This window comes from Spiroplasma endosymbiont of Lasioglossum malachurum (assembly GCF_964020065.1).
Taxonomy (GTDB): Bacteria; Bacillota_I; Bacilli_A; order Mycoplasmatales; family VBWQ01; genus Spiroplasma_E.
Genome location: NZ_OZ026534.1, coordinates 885,371 through 904,195 on the forward strand (window position 1 = coordinate 885,371; position 18,825 = coordinate 904,195).

General features: G+C 23.5%; 23 protein-coding genes. 12 read left to right on the plus strand and 11 right to left on the minus strand.

Features of this window, described 5'->3' with window-relative positions:
* Positions 1–11: 11 nt before the first annotated feature.
* From AACK95_RS04920 to AACK95_RS04960, 9 genes are all read right to left on the minus strand, one after another.
* Positions 12–983 (minus strand): serine/threonine-protein kinase, encoded by a 972-nt coding sequence (locus AACK95_RS04920; protein WP_174481523.1) that lies wholly within the window; start codon positions 981–983, stop codon positions 12–14.
* Between the two features lie 84 nt (positions 984–1,067).
* Complete coding sequence (locus tag AACK95_RS04925; RefSeq protein WP_338981044.1) at positions 1,068–1,700, minus strand: PP2C family protein-serine/threonine phosphatase; 633 nt, start codon at positions 1,698–1,700, stop codon at positions 1,068–1,070.
* A 79-nt stretch (positions 1,701–1,779) separates the two neighbouring features.
* Positions 1,780–2,346, minus strand: coding sequence for an RsmB/NOP family class I SAM-dependent RNA methyltransferase (locus AACK95_RS04930; RefSeq protein ID WP_338979686.1), 567 nt, complete (start codon positions 2,344–2,346; stop codon positions 1,780–1,782).
* Positions 2,347–3,153: 807 nt separating this feature from the next.
* On the minus strand, positions 3,154–3,522 hold the full coding sequence (locus tag AACK95_RS04935) for a SemiSWEET family sugar transporter (protein WP_338979688.1): 369 nt from the start codon (positions 3,520–3,522) through the stop codon (positions 3,154–3,156).
* A gap of 5 nt (positions 3,523–3,527) precedes the next feature.
* Positions 3,528–3,875, minus strand: a complete 348-nt coding sequence (locus tag AACK95_RS04940; protein ID WP_174481527.1) for a SemiSWEET family sugar transporter — start codon at positions 3,873–3,875, stop codon at positions 3,528–3,530.
* A 163-nt stretch (positions 3,876–4,038) separates the two neighbouring features.
* A complete protein-coding gene (locus AACK95_RS04945) occupies positions 4,039–4,500 on the minus strand; it encodes an IS30 family transposase (RefSeq protein ID WP_338979689.1) in 462 nt (153 codons plus the stop codon).
* Between the two features lie 4 nt (positions 4,501–4,504).
* Positions 4,505–5,641 carry an IS256 family transposase gene (locus AACK95_RS04950; protein ID WP_338981046.1) on the minus strand — a complete coding sequence of 379 codons (1,137 nt, stop codon included), beginning with the start codon at positions 5,639–5,641 and terminating at the stop codon, positions 4,505–4,507.
* A 19-nt stretch (positions 5,642–5,660) separates the two neighbouring features.
* The gene (locus tag AACK95_RS04955) at positions 5,661–6,251 is read right to left on the minus strand and encodes an IS30 family transposase (RefSeq protein ID WP_338979690.1); all 591 of its coding nucleotides are present in this window, start codon (positions 6,249–6,251) and stop codon (positions 5,661–5,663) included.
* A 42-nt stretch (positions 6,252–6,293) separates the two neighbouring features.
* On the minus strand, positions 6,294–6,611 hold the full coding sequence (locus tag AACK95_RS04960; RefSeq protein WP_338979691.1) for a helix-turn-helix domain-containing protein: 318 nt from the start codon (positions 6,609–6,611) through the stop codon (positions 6,294–6,296).
* Positions 6,612–6,752: 141 nt separating this feature from the next.
* On the opposite strand from AACK95_RS04960, the gene AACK95_RS04965 reads away from it, so the two are divergent.
* From AACK95_RS04965 to AACK95_RS05020, 12 genes are all read left to right on the plus strand, one after another.
* The gene (locus tag AACK95_RS04965; protein WP_338979692.1) at positions 6,753–7,499 is read left to right on the plus strand and encodes a hypothetical protein; all 747 of its coding nucleotides are present in this window, start codon (positions 6,753–6,755) and stop codon (positions 7,497–7,499) included.
* Positions 7,500–7,515: 16 nt separating this feature from the next.
* Positions 7,516–7,674, plus strand: a complete 159-nt coding sequence (locus tag AACK95_RS04970) for a hypothetical protein (protein WP_286640945.1) — start codon at positions 7,516–7,518, stop codon at positions 7,672–7,674.
* A 40-nt stretch (positions 7,675–7,714) separates the two neighbouring features.
* The gene (locus AACK95_RS04975; protein ID WP_338979693.1) at positions 7,715–7,903 is read left to right on the plus strand and encodes a hypothetical protein; all 189 of its coding nucleotides are present in this window, start codon (positions 7,715–7,717) and stop codon (positions 7,901–7,903) included.
* A 1-nt stretch (position 7,904) separates the two neighbouring features.
* Positions 7,905–8,090: a hypothetical protein gene (locus AACK95_RS04980; protein ID WP_174480219.1), complete on the plus strand. Its 186-nt coding sequence runs from the start codon at positions 7,905–7,907 to the stop codon at positions 8,088–8,090.
* Positions 8,091–8,107: 17 nt separating this feature from the next.
* Positions 8,108–8,485, plus strand: coding sequence for a hypothetical protein (locus AACK95_RS04985; RefSeq protein ID WP_338979694.1), 378 nt, complete (start codon positions 8,108–8,110; stop codon positions 8,483–8,485).
* A gap of 18 nt (positions 8,486–8,503) precedes the next feature.
* A complete protein-coding gene (locus AACK95_RS04990; RefSeq protein WP_338979695.1) occupies positions 8,504–9,688 on the plus strand; it encodes a hypothetical protein in 1,185 nt (394 codons plus the stop codon).
* Between the two features lie 14 nt (positions 9,689–9,702).
* Positions 9,703–11,421, plus strand: coding sequence for a hypothetical protein (locus AACK95_RS04995; protein WP_338979697.1), 1,719 nt, complete (start codon positions 9,703–9,705; stop codon positions 11,419–11,421).
* A gap of 3 nt (positions 11,422–11,424) precedes the next feature.
* Positions 11,425–13,122, plus strand: coding sequence for a hypothetical protein (locus AACK95_RS05000; RefSeq protein ID WP_338979700.1), 1,698 nt, complete (start codon positions 11,425–11,427; stop codon positions 13,120–13,122).
* A 331-nt stretch (positions 13,123–13,453) separates the two neighbouring features.
* Complete coding sequence (locus tag AACK95_RS05005; protein ID WP_338979395.1) at positions 13,454–14,404, plus strand: IS30 family transposase; 951 nt, start codon at positions 13,454–13,456, stop codon at positions 14,402–14,404.
* Positions 14,405–14,580: 176 nt separating this feature from the next.
* On the plus strand, positions 14,581–15,222 hold the full coding sequence (locus tag AACK95_RS05010) for a hypothetical protein (RefSeq protein ID WP_338979701.1): 642 nt from the start codon (positions 14,581–14,583) through the stop codon (positions 15,220–15,222).
* Positions 15,167–16,024, plus strand: a complete 858-nt coding sequence (locus tag AACK95_RS05015) for a hypothetical protein (RefSeq protein ID WP_338979703.1) — start codon at positions 15,167–15,169, stop codon at positions 16,022–16,024. The genes AACK95_RS05010 and AACK95_RS05015 overlap by 56 nt, the downstream gene beginning before the upstream one ends.
* A 300-nt stretch (positions 16,025–16,324) precedes the next feature.
* Complete coding sequence (locus AACK95_RS05020; protein WP_338979704.1) at positions 16,325–17,158, plus strand: hypothetical protein; 834 nt, start codon at positions 16,325–16,327, stop codon at positions 17,156–17,158.
* Between the two features lie 61 nt (positions 17,159–17,219).
* Here the strand turns inward: AACK95_RS05020 and AACK95_RS05025 are convergent, their stop codons facing one another.
* Together AACK95_RS05025 and AACK95_RS05030 are read right to left on the minus strand one after the other, a co-directional pair.
* Positions 17,220–18,458, minus strand: coding sequence for an IS256 family transposase (locus tag AACK95_RS05025; protein ID WP_338981048.1), 1,239 nt, complete (start codon positions 18,456–18,458; stop codon positions 17,220–17,222).
* Positions 18,459–18,515: 57 nt separating this feature from the next.
* Positions 18,516–18,740 carry a hypothetical protein gene (locus AACK95_RS05030; protein ID WP_338979706.1) on the minus strand — a complete coding sequence of 75 codons (225 nt, stop codon included), beginning with the start codon at positions 18,738–18,740 and terminating at the stop codon, positions 18,516–18,518.
* Positions 18,741–18,825 lie beyond the last annotated feature (85 nt).

The window sequence follows — 18,825 nt, forward strand, 5'->3', positions numbered from 1 at the left end:
GTGTCCTCCAATTAATATAAAATTAATATGCTTATAATAACACCAATAAGTAATAATATAATTAAAATTAAAGATAATAAAAATTCTTTTTTTAAATAAAATGGTTTTTTTAATTTTTGTGAATTTAAGTAATTTTTCTTAAATAACATATTATTTTTATTTTCCGTTTTTAAACAACAATCTAAATCATTACTCAATTCACTAATTGTCCGATAGCGATCATTAATATTCTTAGCAGTTGCCTTCAAAATAATATTTTCTAAACTTTGTGGAATATTCTTATTAATTTCATGAATTAATGGCATTGGTTCTTTAATATGTTTAGCGGCTAATATTTGTGGATTTTTATGAAAAAAAGGTGGTTTACCAACTAATAATTCATATAATATAATACCCAAAGCATAAATATCACTTTGAATTGTTGGTTTTTGAAATTTTACTACTTCTGGAGCAATATATTTCATTGTTCCTACAACTTGATTAGCGTGTTTTTTAACTTCATAATCATCAATAACAGCAATACCAAAGTCTAAAACTTTAATTGCTCCACTACTAGTTAAAATAATATTTTCAGGTTTTAAATCACGATGAATAATATTGACTGAATGACACGCATTAACCCCTTTTAAAATTTCTTTCATAATAACTATAACTTCATTAACTGATAAAACTGAATAATTACTTAAATATTCTTTTAATGTTTTACCTTCTAATAATTCAAAAACTAAGCATCAATCTTTCTTATCAATAAAAACATCATATACCAAAATAACATTGGGATGTCTAACTCTAGATACTGCTCTAATTTCTTGCAAAAATCGTTCTTTTATTAAGTCATCTAGTGGTGAAATTGGATTAATTACTTTTAAAGCAACTTGCCGATTTAAATATTTATCTTGTGCTTCATAAACTTTAGCCATACCACCCGAACCAATAATTTTTAAAATATGATAACGATTATTCAATAATTTATTTATTTCCATTAGTTTCACCATTACTTTTAAATTTATTTTTTAAAAATTACTAACTTATTTATAATTTATATTTTACACAAAAATATCAAAAGACTAAAATTTTATTTCCATTAATAATGCAGTAACATTATCAGTTGAAACATTAAGTAATGCTTGCTTAATTAATAATTTAACTTTATTATTAATATTTCCATTTTTTTCTAAAATATTAACTATTTCATATTCTTCTAAAAAATCATGAACACCATCACTAGTTAAAAGAAAATATGATGGAATTATTAATGGTAAATGAAAAATATCAGTTTTTAATGGCTTACGTGGACCAAGAGCACTAGTCAATGCCTTTCAATAAGTGTGATTTAAATCAACACTTGATTCTTTAGTTGTATTTTTTTGTAAATATAAATTTAAAATATTATGATCAACTGTTAACTGTTTTAATCCTTGTTCACTATATTGATAAATACGTGAATCACCAATATTTACTAAATAAGCTTTGTTATTAGTAATTAAAATTATTACCATAGTTGTTCCCATATCAAGCGCTTGTTCATTACTTAAACATGCATGAATTTGTTTATCATGTTTTAATTTAGTAAAATCTGTTGTTTCAAAAATTTTTTTTAACATACTAACAGCCATATTACTCGCCACTTCACCACATTTATGACCACCCAATCCATCACAAACAACACCAATAACTTGTCCAGTGTTATTTGTAAATATAAAACGGCATCTTGATTATTTGTACGATAATTACCAACATCTGTTTTATAACTAGCATTTATTTTCATAAACTGTTCCCCTATATTCCTTTTTTTAATTTACAAATATAAAATCCATCAGTATTGTTATTAAAACCAAAAAATTGTTTTTCTGCAATGATTGTCATATCTGGGTGATTTTTAACAAAATTCTCAATTTGATTTTGATTTTCTTTAATATTGAAAGTACAAGTAACATACACAACTATCGCTTCAGGTTTTAAAAGTTGATAAGCCTTATTTAATAATTTTGCTTGAACAGTAATTAACTGATTAATTTCTTCTTTACTTCAATTGATAAGTTTAACTTCTGGTTTTCTTTTAATTAAACCTCAAGCAGTACTAGGAGCATCAATTAAAATTTTGTCAAATTTATTATTAAAATCTAATATTGTAGAATCACCATATTTAAGTTTAGTATTTGTTACCCCTAATTTTTTTAAATAAGTAGCACCAATTTTTAATCGTTCTTCATTTATATCACAAGCAACTATCTTACCGTGATTAGACATTAAAGCTGCCATATGGGCTGTTTTACTAGCAATTCCTGCACACATATCTAATACTTCATCATATGGTTGTGGATCTAAAATATGACTAACTAACATACTTGCTTGATCTTGTTTAATAATTTCACCATTTTCATATAATTTTGTGTTAAAAATTGACTTTGAACTAATAATACCATCAGATACTATCTCGCTTAAACAAAAGTTAAAAGATTTATAATTTTCCTTAAGTTATCTTTTATCAATTGATTTGCAATATTAATACTAAATTGTGATTTTATTAAAGAGTATAATCAACTAGGATAACTATATTTAATTAATTTAATATTTTGTTTACTTTCTTTTTGTAAATTAAATTCTGATCTAAATTCAGTAAAACATAAATCTAATACTTTAGAAATAATAAATGTTAGTTTATTATCAATGGTGCTTACTTTTTTTAAAGTATTTTCAATGAAAATTTCTTTATTAGTAATTTCTAAAAAATAGATTTCATATAAAACTATTCATAATAAAATAGTTATGTGAAAAGGAATAGTAATTACTGATTTCAAAACATTTCATATTTGATTTAATATATAATCTAAATAAATTTGATTTTTTAAGGTTCCTAGTACTATTTTTTCAATTGCTTCTTTTTCTTATAATGTTAGATTTTTATCTCGCATCATTTGTGCTAATAAAACATTACAATGACCTTTTTCTAGGATTACTTGTACTAGAATTTTATAAACATCATTTTGAATTATCATTATTTAACCCCACAGAATTTTTAATTATACATATATTATAACTTAAATTATATTTTTAATTTTGATAAGTATTTTACTACTATAACTATTAAAAAATGCATCATTACAATGCATTTTTAGTAATAAATTATTATTTTTTTAAAAAAATAAACTATTAAAAGTTACTCTTTATATTTACTTTACCTTTTCATTTTTTACAATCTTCACCATATTTATATATATTATTAATTTTAATACCAAGAATAATTCCTGATCATATTGCACAAGGTGTATTAGCACAAATTATAACTAAATCTTTCATTAAAATTGTTGATTCAGATCCACCATGATATGATAAATGAATAATGCCCCATAATACTCATAAACTGTTAGCTGTTGTATAAAGAATAAATGTAAGTAAAGAAATACCATCTGTTTTTTTAGTTTTTATTGTTTTTAAAGACTGTGGACAAAATGCTATAACAGCAATAAGTGCTCCAATAATCCCTATTATAGTAATAATTCATCATTCAGTATTTGCCATTATTTTTATTCCTCCAAAGTTTTAGCATTTTCGCCCAACGTTTTCATATTTTTTACTTTAACATAAATAATACAATTAGTTGCAGTCATTGTTACTGTATACGGTATTATTAAGGTAGAACCTCAAATTGCAATTTCAAGAGTATCAGCACCTTCTGGTCACATTACTGGTAATGTTACTGAAAGTATTCCAAATATCAAGAAAAAAAGATTAGCAATATTATAAATAATATAAGTTGATAAGATTATATGTTTAGTTTCCTTAGTTTTTATTGTTTTTATTGCTTGTGGAATAAATGTTATAATAGACAATATTCCGGCTAAATAACCTATAATTCCAATAAAAGTTTGCATTTTCATCCTCCATTAAATTTTAAAAATATTTTAGTAGTTTTTTTAAAACTATTAATATACTTATTTCTTGTTTTATTAACAATAACATTATTTTAATTTTAATCATTTAAAATAGAAAGTGTTTAGTTAATTTTTTTTCGCTAAATTGTAAAGGTAAGTGCAACTAAATTATTTTTCTATCCAAATATTCGATTGGTGAAAGATAATTTAATATTTTTCTCGGTCTTTGATTTAAAGACAATATAAATTTATGAACTTCATTTTTATTAGTTTTTGAAAAAATAAATTTTTTAGGAAATTTTTCTCTAATTAAACCATTAGTATTTTCATTAGTACCTCTTTGTCAAGGTGAATATGGATTGGCAAAATAAATTTTTACATCTAAATTTTTTTCAAGTTGTTGTCAATTTGAAAATTTTTTGCCACGATCAAAAGTAATAGTTTTAACAATGTTTTTAGGAAGAATTGATAAATAATAACTGACATTTTTATTAATAACTTTAGTAGTTCTGTTTTTAACTAATATTGCTAAAGTAAATCGTGATACTCTTTCAACTAAAGTTATTAAACATGATTTGCTTTTGCCTCGAAGCTTTTTAGTAATCTGTGTTTCTTTGTTTTGCAAAGTACTAGTTCAGATTAATTCTGTCTTCAAATTTTATCATAAAATGAGCAATTGCTGTATTTCAATTTTGAATGGGCATTGTTCATTTTTTTGTTATATTTTCAATTGCTAAATAAAATATTTTAAAAACTGCCATATCATTTGGAAAAACTTTTTTATTTCTGATGACTTTTCGTAGTTGACTATTAACAGATTCAATAACATTTGTAGTATAAATTACTCTTTTGATTTCTGTAGGATAACTAATAAAAACCATTAAATTTTCTCAATTTTTATATCAAGCTTTAGCAATTTGAGGATAGTGTTTATTTCATTTACTTTCAAATGATTCTAAAGCTTGCATTGCTTGTTCTTCACTACACGCAGTATAAATTGGTTTTAAATCTGCAACTAGAGATTTTCTATGCTTATATGAGACATATTTTAAACTATTTCTAATTTGATGAACAATGCATAATTGATGTTCAGTTTTAGGATAAACTGATTGTATTGCTTCTGACATGCCTGTTAAGTTGTCACTACAAGCAATAAGAATATCATTTAAGCCACGATTTTTCATTTCTGTGAAATTTGCTAATCAAAATTTAGCGCCTTCATTTTCACTAATTCATAAACCTAAAACATCTTTTTTACCTTCTAAATCAACACCTAAAGCTATATAAACTGATTTGTTAATAATGCGTTTATCTTGTCGTACTTTAACTACTATACAATCAAAATAAACAATGGGATAAATGCCTTCTAATGGTCTATTTTGTCATGCTTTGACATCATCAATCACATCATCAGTAATTTGACTAATAACACTTTCACTAATATTAGCACCATGATATAACTCTTGTAACTGCATTCTAATATCTGATAATGTCATACCTTTTGCATATAAGGAAAGAATTTGTTGATCAAAACCATCAAATCTTCTCTGTCTTTTTGGCACTATTACAGGAGTAAAATTACTATTACGATCTCGTGGTACATCAATCTCAATTTTACCTTGTTGAGTTATTAATTTTTTTGAACTTATACCATTACGAGCATTGTCACTATTACTATGTTGATTTTTTTCATATCCTAAATAATTTTGCATCTCAGAATTCAACATTTTTTCAACTAAACGTTTTGTTAATTCTTTATATGCTAAATTGTAAAGGTAAGTGCAACTAAATTATTTTTCTATCCAAATATTCGATTGGTGAAAGATAATTTAATATTTTTCTCGGTCTTTGATTTAAAGACAATATAAATTTATGAACTTCATTTTTATTAGTTTTTGAAAAAATAAATTTTTTAGGAAATTTTTCTCTAATTAAACCATTAGTATTTTCATTAGTACCTCTTTGTCAAGGTGAATATGGATTGGCAAAATAAATTTTTACATCTAAATTTTTTTCAAGTTGTTGTCAATTTGAAAATTCTTTGCCACGATCAAAAGTAATAGTTTTAACAATGTTTTTAGGAAGAATTGATAAATAATAACTGACATTTTTATTAATAACTTTAGTAGTTCTGTTTTTAACTAATATTGCTAAAGTAAATCGTGATACTCTTTCAACTAAAGTTATTAAACATGATTTGCTTTTGCCTCTTGATGATACTATAGTATCTCCTTCTCAATGACCAAGTGTTATACGATCATTAACATTTATATCTTGTTCTTTAATTGATTTACCATTAAACTTGCCACGATTTTCTTTAGATTTTCGTTTTTTACCTTTTCTTCTTAAATTTTTACTAGTAACTTTATCAAGCATTCCAAAATAAATTCAAGTATAAATTGTTTTAAAACTAATAACTTACTCTTTATGAAAATTTTTAATTCTGCCATAAATTTGTTCAGGTGATCAACCTAATAGTAATTTTTGTTGTACATATTTTACTAAATTCTTATTTTTAAACTTATGAAAACTAATATGTGATTGTTTTCGATTTTCAGCTTTATTTTGTGCAATTAATGAAAAATAATGATTATTATCTTTATTTCTATTAATTTCTCGAATAATAGTACTAATACTTCGATTAAGATTTTTAGCTATTTCACTAATTTTAAATTTAAATTTCAATTGATTCTCAATATAAATCCTTTCATCTATGCCAAGATGTTTATAACTCATATAAAAACTCCTTACTTTTTTCTAAACTAAATTTAGCATTATGAAATTTTTATATGAGAATTTTTTGCAATTTTATTTACTTGCACTTACAAGTATAATTCAGCTAAATTAATTAGAACTGGAATAAGTCCAATTTGTGCAATGATTGGTACAAGTGCTTATTATGGTCAAGTAATTGCAAATCCAGTATTAGGTTCAATTAATAGTTTATTATTTGGTAAAAAATTAGGTTTAGATATTTGAAATTTAAATCAAAGACCAAATACTAAAACTAAATTAATTAATAGTAGTAAAAAAATATTACTAGGTTTAGGAACAATTGGATTAGCAAATTATAGTAAATGAACTGAAAATAATATTAATCCTATTATTCCAACAACACCAGCTCCAATCACAACTACAACAGAAGGTCCGCCATGATTACTATTAAATAAACAAGAAAATCAGTCATTAATGGATTGAGATACATATATTAGTTTAAATGCTTATGGTATTTCAAATCTTATTAGTGGATTAACTGAGTTAATACCTAATAAATTTGAAACAATAAGAAAGATTTGTAATATGGCTACTGGTGGATGTTTAATATCAAGTGGTGTTGCTATGGGTATTAATAATGATTTTAATAATGCTTATGCAGTACCTACCATAATTGCTGGTGCAAGTGAAATTATTCATAATTTACTACCTATGGAAACTACAAATCATATTCAAGAAATGCAAGAAACACCATTTAATAATGAAACTGCAAGACTAATTAATGATAATAGATTTACTATTAATAGTGAAACTGAAAGTCAATATTATGGTAGTGATAATATGAGCGAAGTACCATTAAATCATGATAATGCTTCATTAAATTGAGATTATAATCACATGAGTTTATAAAGGAGGTGAATAATTTATGAATAAAGAAAAAATACTTGAATATTATAATAATGAAATTCATACATATAAAGAGAGAATGGAACAATTAAATAAAGAAATTGCCTTATTAGTAAGCATTATAAGTAATTCAAAATCGATGATTGAAAGAATTAATGGTGGTCAATTTGATGAATAATTAAAAATTAAAAATAAATAGTTGAAAGGAAAATATTCACATGAAAGAATTTTTACATGAATTAATAATTATTGGAACAAGTATTGGAATATTAATTTGCAGAGAAATTATTGTTTTATTAAAAAGATTTATCACAACTCCAAAACATGTTAGAGCAAATAACAAAATTATAAAACATCAAAAAAAATTAGCAAAATTAAACGAAAAAATTAATAAAGGAGAAAAATAATATGACAAAAATTGAATTTAATGAAAAATATAGAAAACAAGATATCAGTATTGATAGAGATTTTGATTTACATATTGATAATTGTTTTAAATTTTCTGATATCAATACATTAGAAAATGCTGTTAATGATTATAAAAAACTAATAAGTGAAATGCCACAATTAGTTAAAGATTGATTATTGGGATAAGATTAGGAGAATGTTAAATGTTAGAAAATGAAAATAATGTTCAACAAACAACTGAACCTTTAACTGAAAATAATGCTCAACAAGAAATAGAAAATAAAGTTAATGAAGCAGAAAATAAGTTAAATAAACTTAATCAAGAAATTAAAGAAAAAGAAATGATTAATATATTTAAAAAATATCAAGTTAAAACTGAATTTTATGATTATTTAAAATTTAAAACTAATAATTTAGAAAATTCAAAAATTGAAGAAACTATTAAAAAAATGGTTAAAGAACAACCAGTATTTAAAGAAATAATTAATACAGGTGGCAATAAACAAATAATTATTAATAATAATAAAACAAATGATAAAGAAAATTTTTTAATTAATTATAAAAAGAAAAATTATTTATAAACGAAAGGAAGAAATAAAATGTCAGTACCATTTAATCAAAATTTAGACAATACAGAGAGATTAGTAGAAGCACCAGAATTTATAGAGTTTTTTAAAATTTCAAATAGTCCATGGGCAAACTTTTTTCCTACTGAAATTGTTGACTCAGTAAATATTGAGTTTATTGTTAAAAAACCAAAAAAATCGGAAGTAAAAATTATTGCTTGGGATGATAAAAGTAAAAGATATGAATTACCATATGTTGATACAGATAAAATTAGTAAAAAAATAACTAAAAAATATCTTGCAGGAGAAATTATTGCAGATGTAGATTTAAAAGCAAATAATGGACAAAATTTATTAGATAGTATGCAATATGAAGTTGCAAATGATTTAGCAGATAAATTAGCAATTGATGATACACAAGCAATTGCAAAATTTGCTACTAAAATCGATATTGAAGATACAACACCAGTAGGCTATTTAAAATCAATGTTATCTGCTTGAAATACTTTGTTTCAATTTAGAAACATTGCAAATAGTAAATTTTTTATTACTAATGGTCTTTATGATAGTTTAGTTTATTTAGCAGATAATAAAGGTTTAATTACCGATAATCAGTTGGCACAACAATTACGTTTAAATGGAAATAATTTATATGTAAAAGGCGTATTATGTGAAATCGTTCTTGATGACTATATGATTTTTACTAATGATAAAAATGAACAACAATTAATGACCTTTATTTTAGCAACACCAAGAGCAATGAAAAGATACATGATAGAAAATACATTTATTTATGTAGATTTTATTAAAGATGATAAAGCAGGAAGAGCATATAAAGTTGCTGGTGAAGTTGTTGGAGAAGCAATCCCATATATTTCTAATAATGAAAAAACATCACGTTGAATGTTATGTGGAGTTATTAAAACAGAAAAAACTGATTTAAAAACTAAGATTACAACTTTAACAACTAATATTACTGCAAATGTTAATAACAATAATAATGAATTAAATACAGAAATCAAAAGTACTAATGAACTTAAATCATTAAATCCAAATTTAACAAATCCAACTATTAAATATTTTAGTGATGCACAAGGTAAAACTAATGTAAGTAATCAAAAACAAAAAGCAGGTGACTTATACATAGTTATTTCTTCAAATGTTAATGATTTAAATTATAAAGGTTCAACAAATCCAATTAAAATAACTCTTAAATAAAGGAAATTAATATCATGCCAATTGGTACAACTAGTACAGCAATACTTTTAAACATAAATAAACCAAAACATACTAGAACAAGTAAACAACAAGAAAATAAAAGTTTTTGATGAGAAATTTTAGAAATGATTGGTGTACAAGTTATAGCAGTAGCACTTGCTCCTTTTACTGGTGGATTAAGTGAAAGTGTAGCCCTTGGATTAGGTGCAAGTGATTTTATTGCAAGTACTATTAATTTTGGTATTTATGCTACAACTGATTTTACTATTAATCAAGTTTATGATTATTTGAAAGGAAATGTAACAAAATTAAATACTTTCTTTAATATACTACCTGCATTTGCTGAACTGAATAAAATTAGTCGTGATTATCGTACAACTAAATTTATTAAATTAGCACAAGAAACTAAAACATTAGAACAAGTTGGTATTAAAGAAGTAAAAAACTTACAAGAAATTATTAGTCAAGTAGGTGGAAAAGAAATTTTAACAGATAAAATTATTGGTAATAAACATTATTTAATGAATTATAGTTTTACTCCTAATCGTGAAACAGTATTACGAGATTTAGGTTATGTTGCTAAAAGACAATATAAAAATAATTTTCAAAAATTAGAAGCACAGGAGTTAAAAGATTACTTATTATTACAAAATACATTAATAAAATTAAGTTCACAATTAACTCCTAAATTTAAAATCAAAGATATTGAAAAAGCAAATAATTTTTTAAAAAAATATAATACTGATTTAAAAAAAGTATTATCTATGAACCAACATGATTGATTAAATTTAGTTCATACAATACACACAGAAAATAGATATGGAAAAACTTTAATTTTAGATTTACAAAAAATTTGTGCTAATTCTATTAAATTTAATTTTAAAAATAATGTTATTCATCAACTTGTTTTAAAAGCAAATCAAAGTTTTAAATATTTTGATATTAGATTTTATTTAAAAAAAGGTTTAAATAAATTTTGAAAAGATACTCCATATTTTGAAAAATTACGAGAAAGTATATATAAATTACAAGAAAAATTTGAAAAGTTAGAAAAACAAGCATTTGAAAAAATTAATAAATTAAAAGAAAAAGCAACTGATTTATTTACTAGTGCAGAGAAAAAAGCAATTAAACATGCACAATTAATTCCATTAAATTCCCCAGTATTTATGGGTTATAAAATTCAACCTTTATCATTAGATAAATGTGCAATTACTATTTATCATCGCAATCCTAAATATAAACCAATTACAGTTGTTGATAGTATTCTTAAAGCAAAAACTTTTGTTACTCAACTACATCCATTCCATTGATATCGTTGATATAGTGGTTGATACATTGGTTATGGAGTTAATCAAAATAAATGATTAAAAGCAATAGTATTTGCTCCACCAGTTATTCAACAAGTAATTAGAGATAGTTTTAAAGTTTATAGAGAAATATTTAGAACTATTAGAACTTATCATAAAGTAGTAAATGTTATTAATAATCCTATTGAAAATATTAACAAATCATTTAAAAATGTTGGTTTAAAATTTTCAGTAAATACTTTATTTGGTACGGGATTATTACATCATTTAGAAAAATTTGCATATAGTCAAGTTATAGCAAAAAGTAAGAAAAAATTAAAAAAAGGCAAAAATAAAATACAAAAAGAAATTGAACATATAACACATAAAAAAACAAAAAAACATACTCATCATTATAAACAAGCATTTTTTAAGGAATGATAAATTATGATTAATAAACTTTGAACTGGTGTCAGTCTAGAAAATTATAATAACTGATATCCATTAACTGGAAAAATTACAGAAACACCACAGCAATATATACAAAAATGACCTAATGTTAATGATTGATTTAAAACTTTTGCTATTCGTGCTCAAAATGATATTAATGCTTATCTTGATTTTATTTTATCTAAATTTCCCTTTGATAGTTTTAAAGATGAATTAATTAAAGAAACATTAAGAGATATGGTTTATGTTATGGTTGAACATTGAGTATTTAATCGTACACCAATTGAATTTAATGTTGATGCTACTATTCAATTTAATAATGGTAGTCAATTTAGTGCAAATAGTACTCCTACGATTAATGTTTGAGATTTAGCACCTAGTAGAATGAAAATATGAGCAAGATTAACTGAATTAAAACAAATATTTTCAAGTTATAATAATGATGAAATAGATGTTGAAAAAATTGACTTAAAAGCATTTTATACTAGAAATCAAGTTGATGAATTAATTGAACAACAAAAAGAATTTACATTATTAAAACAAATTAAATTATATGATGATTTAGTTGATGATAATGAAAATGAAATATATAGAGGTCCTGTTAGTAAATTTATTAATAAAGGTTATGTTGCAACAGATTACGATAAAGAAACTGAAACAATGATTTTAGATTGACCTGATGAAATTGGAACATTACCACCAGAAGCATTACAAAATAATCCACAAATTGGTGATTATACACATGCTCCAACTTGTGATTTTTCTGCTAAACAACAAAAAAATATTACAGCTTTAACTAATACTAAACAAAATAAATTAAGTACTGGTCATGGCATTAATCTTACAGAAGATAATGTAATATCTGTAAGTTCTTATTTAGTAACACCACAAGATTTTTTAAATAATCCACAATGAGAAGAACAAAAATCAATGATTTTAACAAGAAATACATATTATCAAATTTTTTGGTCACCTAATATGTCAAACAGTCAAGGACATAAAGGAATATTTTTCTTTTATGGTGCAGTACCAACAGCCCATAATGTAGCTATTGATTCAGCAGGTTATTATTCAAATTCTACTAATGAAATTAAAGCTCATTTAAGTGTCCAACCCGAAAATGATGAATTAATACTATCATATTTTGATGGTAATTCTTGAATAGTAACTAATCTAGATGGAAATAAACTAGGAACTAAAATATATAAGCCTAAGACAAATAATAAAATTTATAGAATTAAAAGTAATACATTAGATATTACTTCACCAAGTGTAATTAATATAAATAAACCTATAAAAATTAATTCAAAAAGTTTAGAAACTAATGAAATAGAAGAAAATAATTGAGATATTGAATTAAAAGATATTCCTCCAACACCAAGTCCAAGTAGTTCAAATTGAAAAGATGTAGGAACAAGAGAGAAAAATAAATGAGATAATTGACAAATTACTTATGATTTTCAAGAAAATAAACATTATAGAGTTTATTATTCTTGAAGTATATATAATTCAGTTTATACTATTCAAGAATTTATTATAACTAATAAAAAAATTGCTGGTGTACAAATACAAACCTTTAATGATAGTACTAATATAATAATTTTATCAGTTCAACATGCAAAATGGATTACTATTTATACTGGAAAAGGTAATTTAAAAGGTAATGTATGAAAATTAGAAGAATTACAGGAATAATATTATGTTTTTTAAAATTATAAAAATTATTTTAGGTTTAATAGGAGTAATTTTATCATCAGCAACAGCAGGTTTAATTATATTTATCATTGTAAAAATCATATTAAAAATTAATCAAATATTTTAAGAAAGGTGGTGAATATTATGTTAGGTAAATTTTTTAGAAAAGATAAAAGTAATATTAGTGATAATCAAAATGAAAAAGTAAAATTTTTAAATAATAAAAAGCTGAATTATACTTGTAAGTGCAAGTAAATAAAATTGCAAAAAATTCTCATATAAAAATTTCATAATGCTAAATTTAGTTTAGAAAAAAGTAAGGAGTTTTTATATGAGTTATAAACATCTTGGCATAGATGAAAGGATTTATATTGAGAATCAATTGAAATTTAAATTTAAAATTAGTGAAATAGCTAAAAATCTTAATCGAAGTATTAGTACTATTATTCGAGAAATTAATAGAAATAAAGATAATAATCATTATTTTTCATTAATTGCACAAAATAAAGCTGAAAATCGAAAACAATCACATATTAGTTTTCATAAGTTTAAAAATAAGAATTTAGTAAAATATGTACAACAAAAATTACTATTAGGTTGATCACCTGAACAAATTTATGGCAGAATTAAAAATTTTCATAAAGAGTGAGTTATTAGTTTTAAAACAATTTATACTTGAATTTATTTTGGAATGCTTGATAAAGTTACTAGTAAAAATTTAAGAAGAAAAGGTAAAAAACGAAAATCTAAAGAAAATCGTGGCAAGTTTAATGGTAAATCAATTAAAGAACGAGATATAAATGTTAATGATCGTATAACACTTGGTCATTGAGAAGGAGATACTATAGTATCATCAAGAGGCAAAAGCAAATCATGTTTAATAACTTTAGTTGAAAGAGTATCACGATTTACTTTAGCAATATTAGTTAAAAACAGAACTACTAAAGTTATTAATAAAAATGTCAGTTATTATTTATCAATTCTTCCTAAAAACATTGTTAAAACTATTACTTTTGATCGTGGCAAAGAATTTTCAAATTGACAACAACTTGAAAAAAATTTAGATGTAAAAATTTATTTTGCCAATCCATATTCACCTTGACAAAGAGGTACTAATGAAAATACTAATGGTTTAATTAGAGAAAAATTTCCTAAAAAATTTATTTTTTCAAAAACTAATAAAAATGAAGTTCATAAATTTATATTGTCTTTAAATCAAAGACCGAGAAAAATATTAAATTATCTTTCACCAATCGAATATTTGGATAGAAAAATAATTTAGTTGCACTTACCTTTACAATTTAGCCATTAAATAATGAACAAGTAACAATTAATCGCTCAATTTATAGTATTAGTGATAATAAAAAACAATTTCCATTAGATTTTAAATCATTTATTAATAATCCTAATCTATTACAAGAATAAAAATTAAATATTAATTATATACCAATATCAATTATGCGAAATAAAGCAAATGAGTTAGCAGATTGTAATAAAGTAATGGATAAAATTAAAGCATTAGATGTTATTTATGAACAAATTGTTTTAGATACTATTTTAAACTCACCTAAATTTATTTTTAATCAAACTTATGGTAATGTTCAATCAACATTAGAAGAAGCAGTAAGAACATTAGTTACTAAAAACTACATATTTAAAAGTGGCGGAGATAATAATGAACAAAACGAAAATATCAATATGACAAATAGTAATTTTAAAGGTAAGAATTTAACTGATATATACGATTGAAATGTTAATGAAATATTTAAACGTTGTGGTATTCATATACCAAATCAAAAAAAATCTGCACAACAATCAGTTCCAGAAAGTACAGCAGTAAATATTTCAACTATTAATTACATTGAACAAAAATTATGACAATTTAATATTGATATTCTTAAATTTATTCAAATATTAGTACGTATGGATAAAGATTTATTAAATAGTAAAACATTTAACATTATTGATGAACAAAAAATTAATAATTTAACAGTTAAATTAAAATTATTTAACCCCGAAAATAACCAATTAATAGGAGATAACAATGGAAAACAACAACAAACCACAAACGAAGTTTCCTCAGAAACAGAAACAAACTAAACTTAATCAAGCAGAAGTAGAAAATGATTATTTAATTGATAATATTCCTTATGACTTTACTAATATGATGCGCGCTACTAGTGACCCAGATATTAATAGAGCATACGATGAATTTAAAAAAAGAACTTTATATATTTATGAAATTGAACGCTTATTTAAAAATAATGAAAATAATAGTTTAAGATTTTCAGCAAATACTATTAAAATTGGTTTTATTGATATTGATAAAGTATTAAAAGCTACTGCTGTTGAAACATCAGACTTTACTATGCAATTAAATCAAAGAGCAAGTACAAATATTAATGATAATACAATTGAATATAGTATGACTGATATTAAAAATTTAATATTTCAAGAAATAAATTTATTAAATCAATTTAAGTTATATGCAGTTAGTATTAATGAACCATTAACTGAAAATAATATTGATAATTTGTATATCATTAATAATTATTCACAACCTTATCAAAATCCAAAAAAAAGAAGTACTAAAAGTATAACTATTATAAAAATTAAAGATTTTAAAACAAGAGATGGTTATCCAATCATTATTAAATTACAAAAACCATTAGATAAAGATACCAAAGTAATTGGTTTAAAAATTAAAGCCCCTAGAATCATGATTTTTGGCAATATAAAAGTACTTGGTGAAGTTGACAATATGGAAGTATACCCAAAGTTATTTGTGAAAGATAAGATAGCATTTCCACTATTATCAATGCCTATTGAAACTCAACCAAAAGTTAGAATATTACAACAATGATTTAGTGAACAAATCTTACCATGAAATTTAGCAAAATAATTTATAGGACAAGAAAAATCAGTTTTAGATTTAATTGCTATTGGTGGTGGAACTGAAACAAGAAAAGAAATTATTAATAATGCAAGAGTAACTAATGCTAAAATTGGTTATGATGTTACTAAAAATTCAAAAGTATGACCATTATCTGATGAACTAGAATTAAAAGATGCAAAATTAGAGTCATGATTTTTAGCAGGTAACTATAATTTATTTATTTCTACAACTAATAAATTTCATGATGTTGAACTAGAAATAAATGATAAACCACCAATTGATAGTTTACAACAACTATTATTAGACATGTTAAGTTACACATATACTTATAATAGAAATTTTGATGGGTTTGACCCAAATGATTTATCAAAAGATATCGCAAAATTAAGAGCAAAATTTGAAAGTCAAAAACCAAATGAAGTTATTACTAATTTATTTAAACAATGAGAATTAGATTATCCTAATTACACAAACTTACCACAAGTTAAAATATTAAAACAAATAATTACAATGTTATCAAAAAATATTTACTCAACAATGTCTATTAATAATGGTTTAAATGATGATAATAAATTATTATTACCTTATTATTTTGAATTAAAATCAAATCCTATACATTCTACACCTGATAAAGTTTGAGAATTTAAAGATGTAAAAATAGTATTAAAATCTGAATATTTTGATTTTACTGATATTAGTAATATTAAATTAAAAAATAATGATATTAGCCAAAATGAATTATTTAAATTAGATGATAATCAATTTAATTGATTATCTATTACAAACGAATTAGAAAGTAATAATATACCTTCATTAATTCCAGCAGATTGAACATTAGGAAATGGTGAATATGGAAAATACTTTACAAAAGTAATTATTGATAAAGGTAAAATTAGAGATGCTTTAAATTTATATGGCTCAAATAAATCTCAATTATTTTCTAAATTGGAATTTTATAAAGAAATATTACAAATTGAAAACCCGATTAATAACTTAAATCGGATTGAAGTTAGTGGAGTATTTGGTGCTGGAAATTATAATTTAATTTTAATAACCGACAAACAAGAAATAGACTTAAAAAATATTAATTTATTTGATAAATATAATGAAAATATTTCTTATATAAATTTAGAAATTTAATTATTAAAATAGCCATGAATGAGGCTTTTTAGTAATCTGTGTTTCTTTGTTTTGCAAAGTACTAGTTCAGATTAATTCTGTCTTCAAATTTTATCATAAAATGAGCAATTGCTGTATTTCAATTTTGAATGGGCATTGTTCATTTTTTTGATATATTTTCAATTGCTAAGTAAAATATTTTGAAAACTGCCATATCATTTGGAAAAACTTTTTTATTTCTGATGACTTTTCGTAATTGACTATTAACAGATTCAATAGAATTTGTAGTATAAATCACTCTTTTGATTTCTGGAGGATAACTAATAAAAATCATTAAATTATCTCAATTTTTATATCAAGATTTAGCAATTTGAGGATAGTGTTTATTTCATTTACTTTCAAATGATTCTAAAGCTTGCATTGCTTGTTCTTCACTACATGCATTATAAATTGGCTTTAAATCTGTAACTAGTGATTTTCGATGTTTGTATGAAACATATTTTAAACTATTTCTGATTTGATGAACTATACATAATTGATGTTCAGTTTTAGGATAAACTGATTGTATTGCTTCTGACATGCCTGTTAAGTTGTCACTACAAGCAATAAGAATATCATTTAAGCCACGATTTTTCATTTCTGTGAAATTTGCTAATCAAAATTTAGCGCCTTCATTTTCACTAATTCATAAACCTAAAACATCTTTTTTACCTTCTAAATCAACACCTAAAGCTATATAAACTGATTTGTTAATAATGCGTTTATCTTGTCGTACTTTAACTACTATACAATCAAAATAAACAATGGGATAAATGTCTTCTAATGGTCTATTTTGTCATGCTTTGACATCATCAATCACATCATCAGTAATTTGACTAATAACACTTTCACTAATATCAGCACCATGATATAACTCTTGTAACTGCATTCTAATATCTGATAATGTCATACCTTTTGCATATAAGGAAAGAACTTGTTGATCAAAACCATCAAATCTTCTCTGTCTTTTTGGCACTATTACAGGAGTAAAATTACTATTACGATCTCGTGGTACATCAATCTCAATTTTACCTTGTTGAGTTATTAATTTTTTTGAACTTATACCATTACGAGCATTGTCACTATTACTATGTTGATTTTTTTCATATCCTAAATAATTTTGCATCTCAGAATTCAACATTTTTTCAACTAAACGTTTTGTTAATTTTTTATATAAACCCCCTTCTTTAAAAACTGTTGTTAAATCTTCAGTATTTTCTAATAATAAATCTACTGCTTTTGATATTGGATCATTATTATTAAAGTTATCTTTTTTAGCCATCTGTAACTCACTCTTTCTAGTCATTTAATTATATTTACTAGAATTAATTAAACATAGTTATTTTTGTAAGTTACACAGATTACTAAACATTACCCCATGAATATATATACCATCTCATTTTACATCATGATTTGGTTGTTTTGGAATATTTGAAAAATATAAATTCATTTTTTTGGTTCCACTACTATCAAAATAATCTGCTCAAATTGTAGTATCACCAAAAACAACTTCATGATTTGGTTTTAGATAATAATTAAATTTTTTATTTTCATGGGTAAGCACCTCCCATGATTAATCCTATTGTTCCGGTTGTAGCACCAGTTAGTGCTAATGCTAATGTTATTTTACTTAAATTTGTTTTTATTCA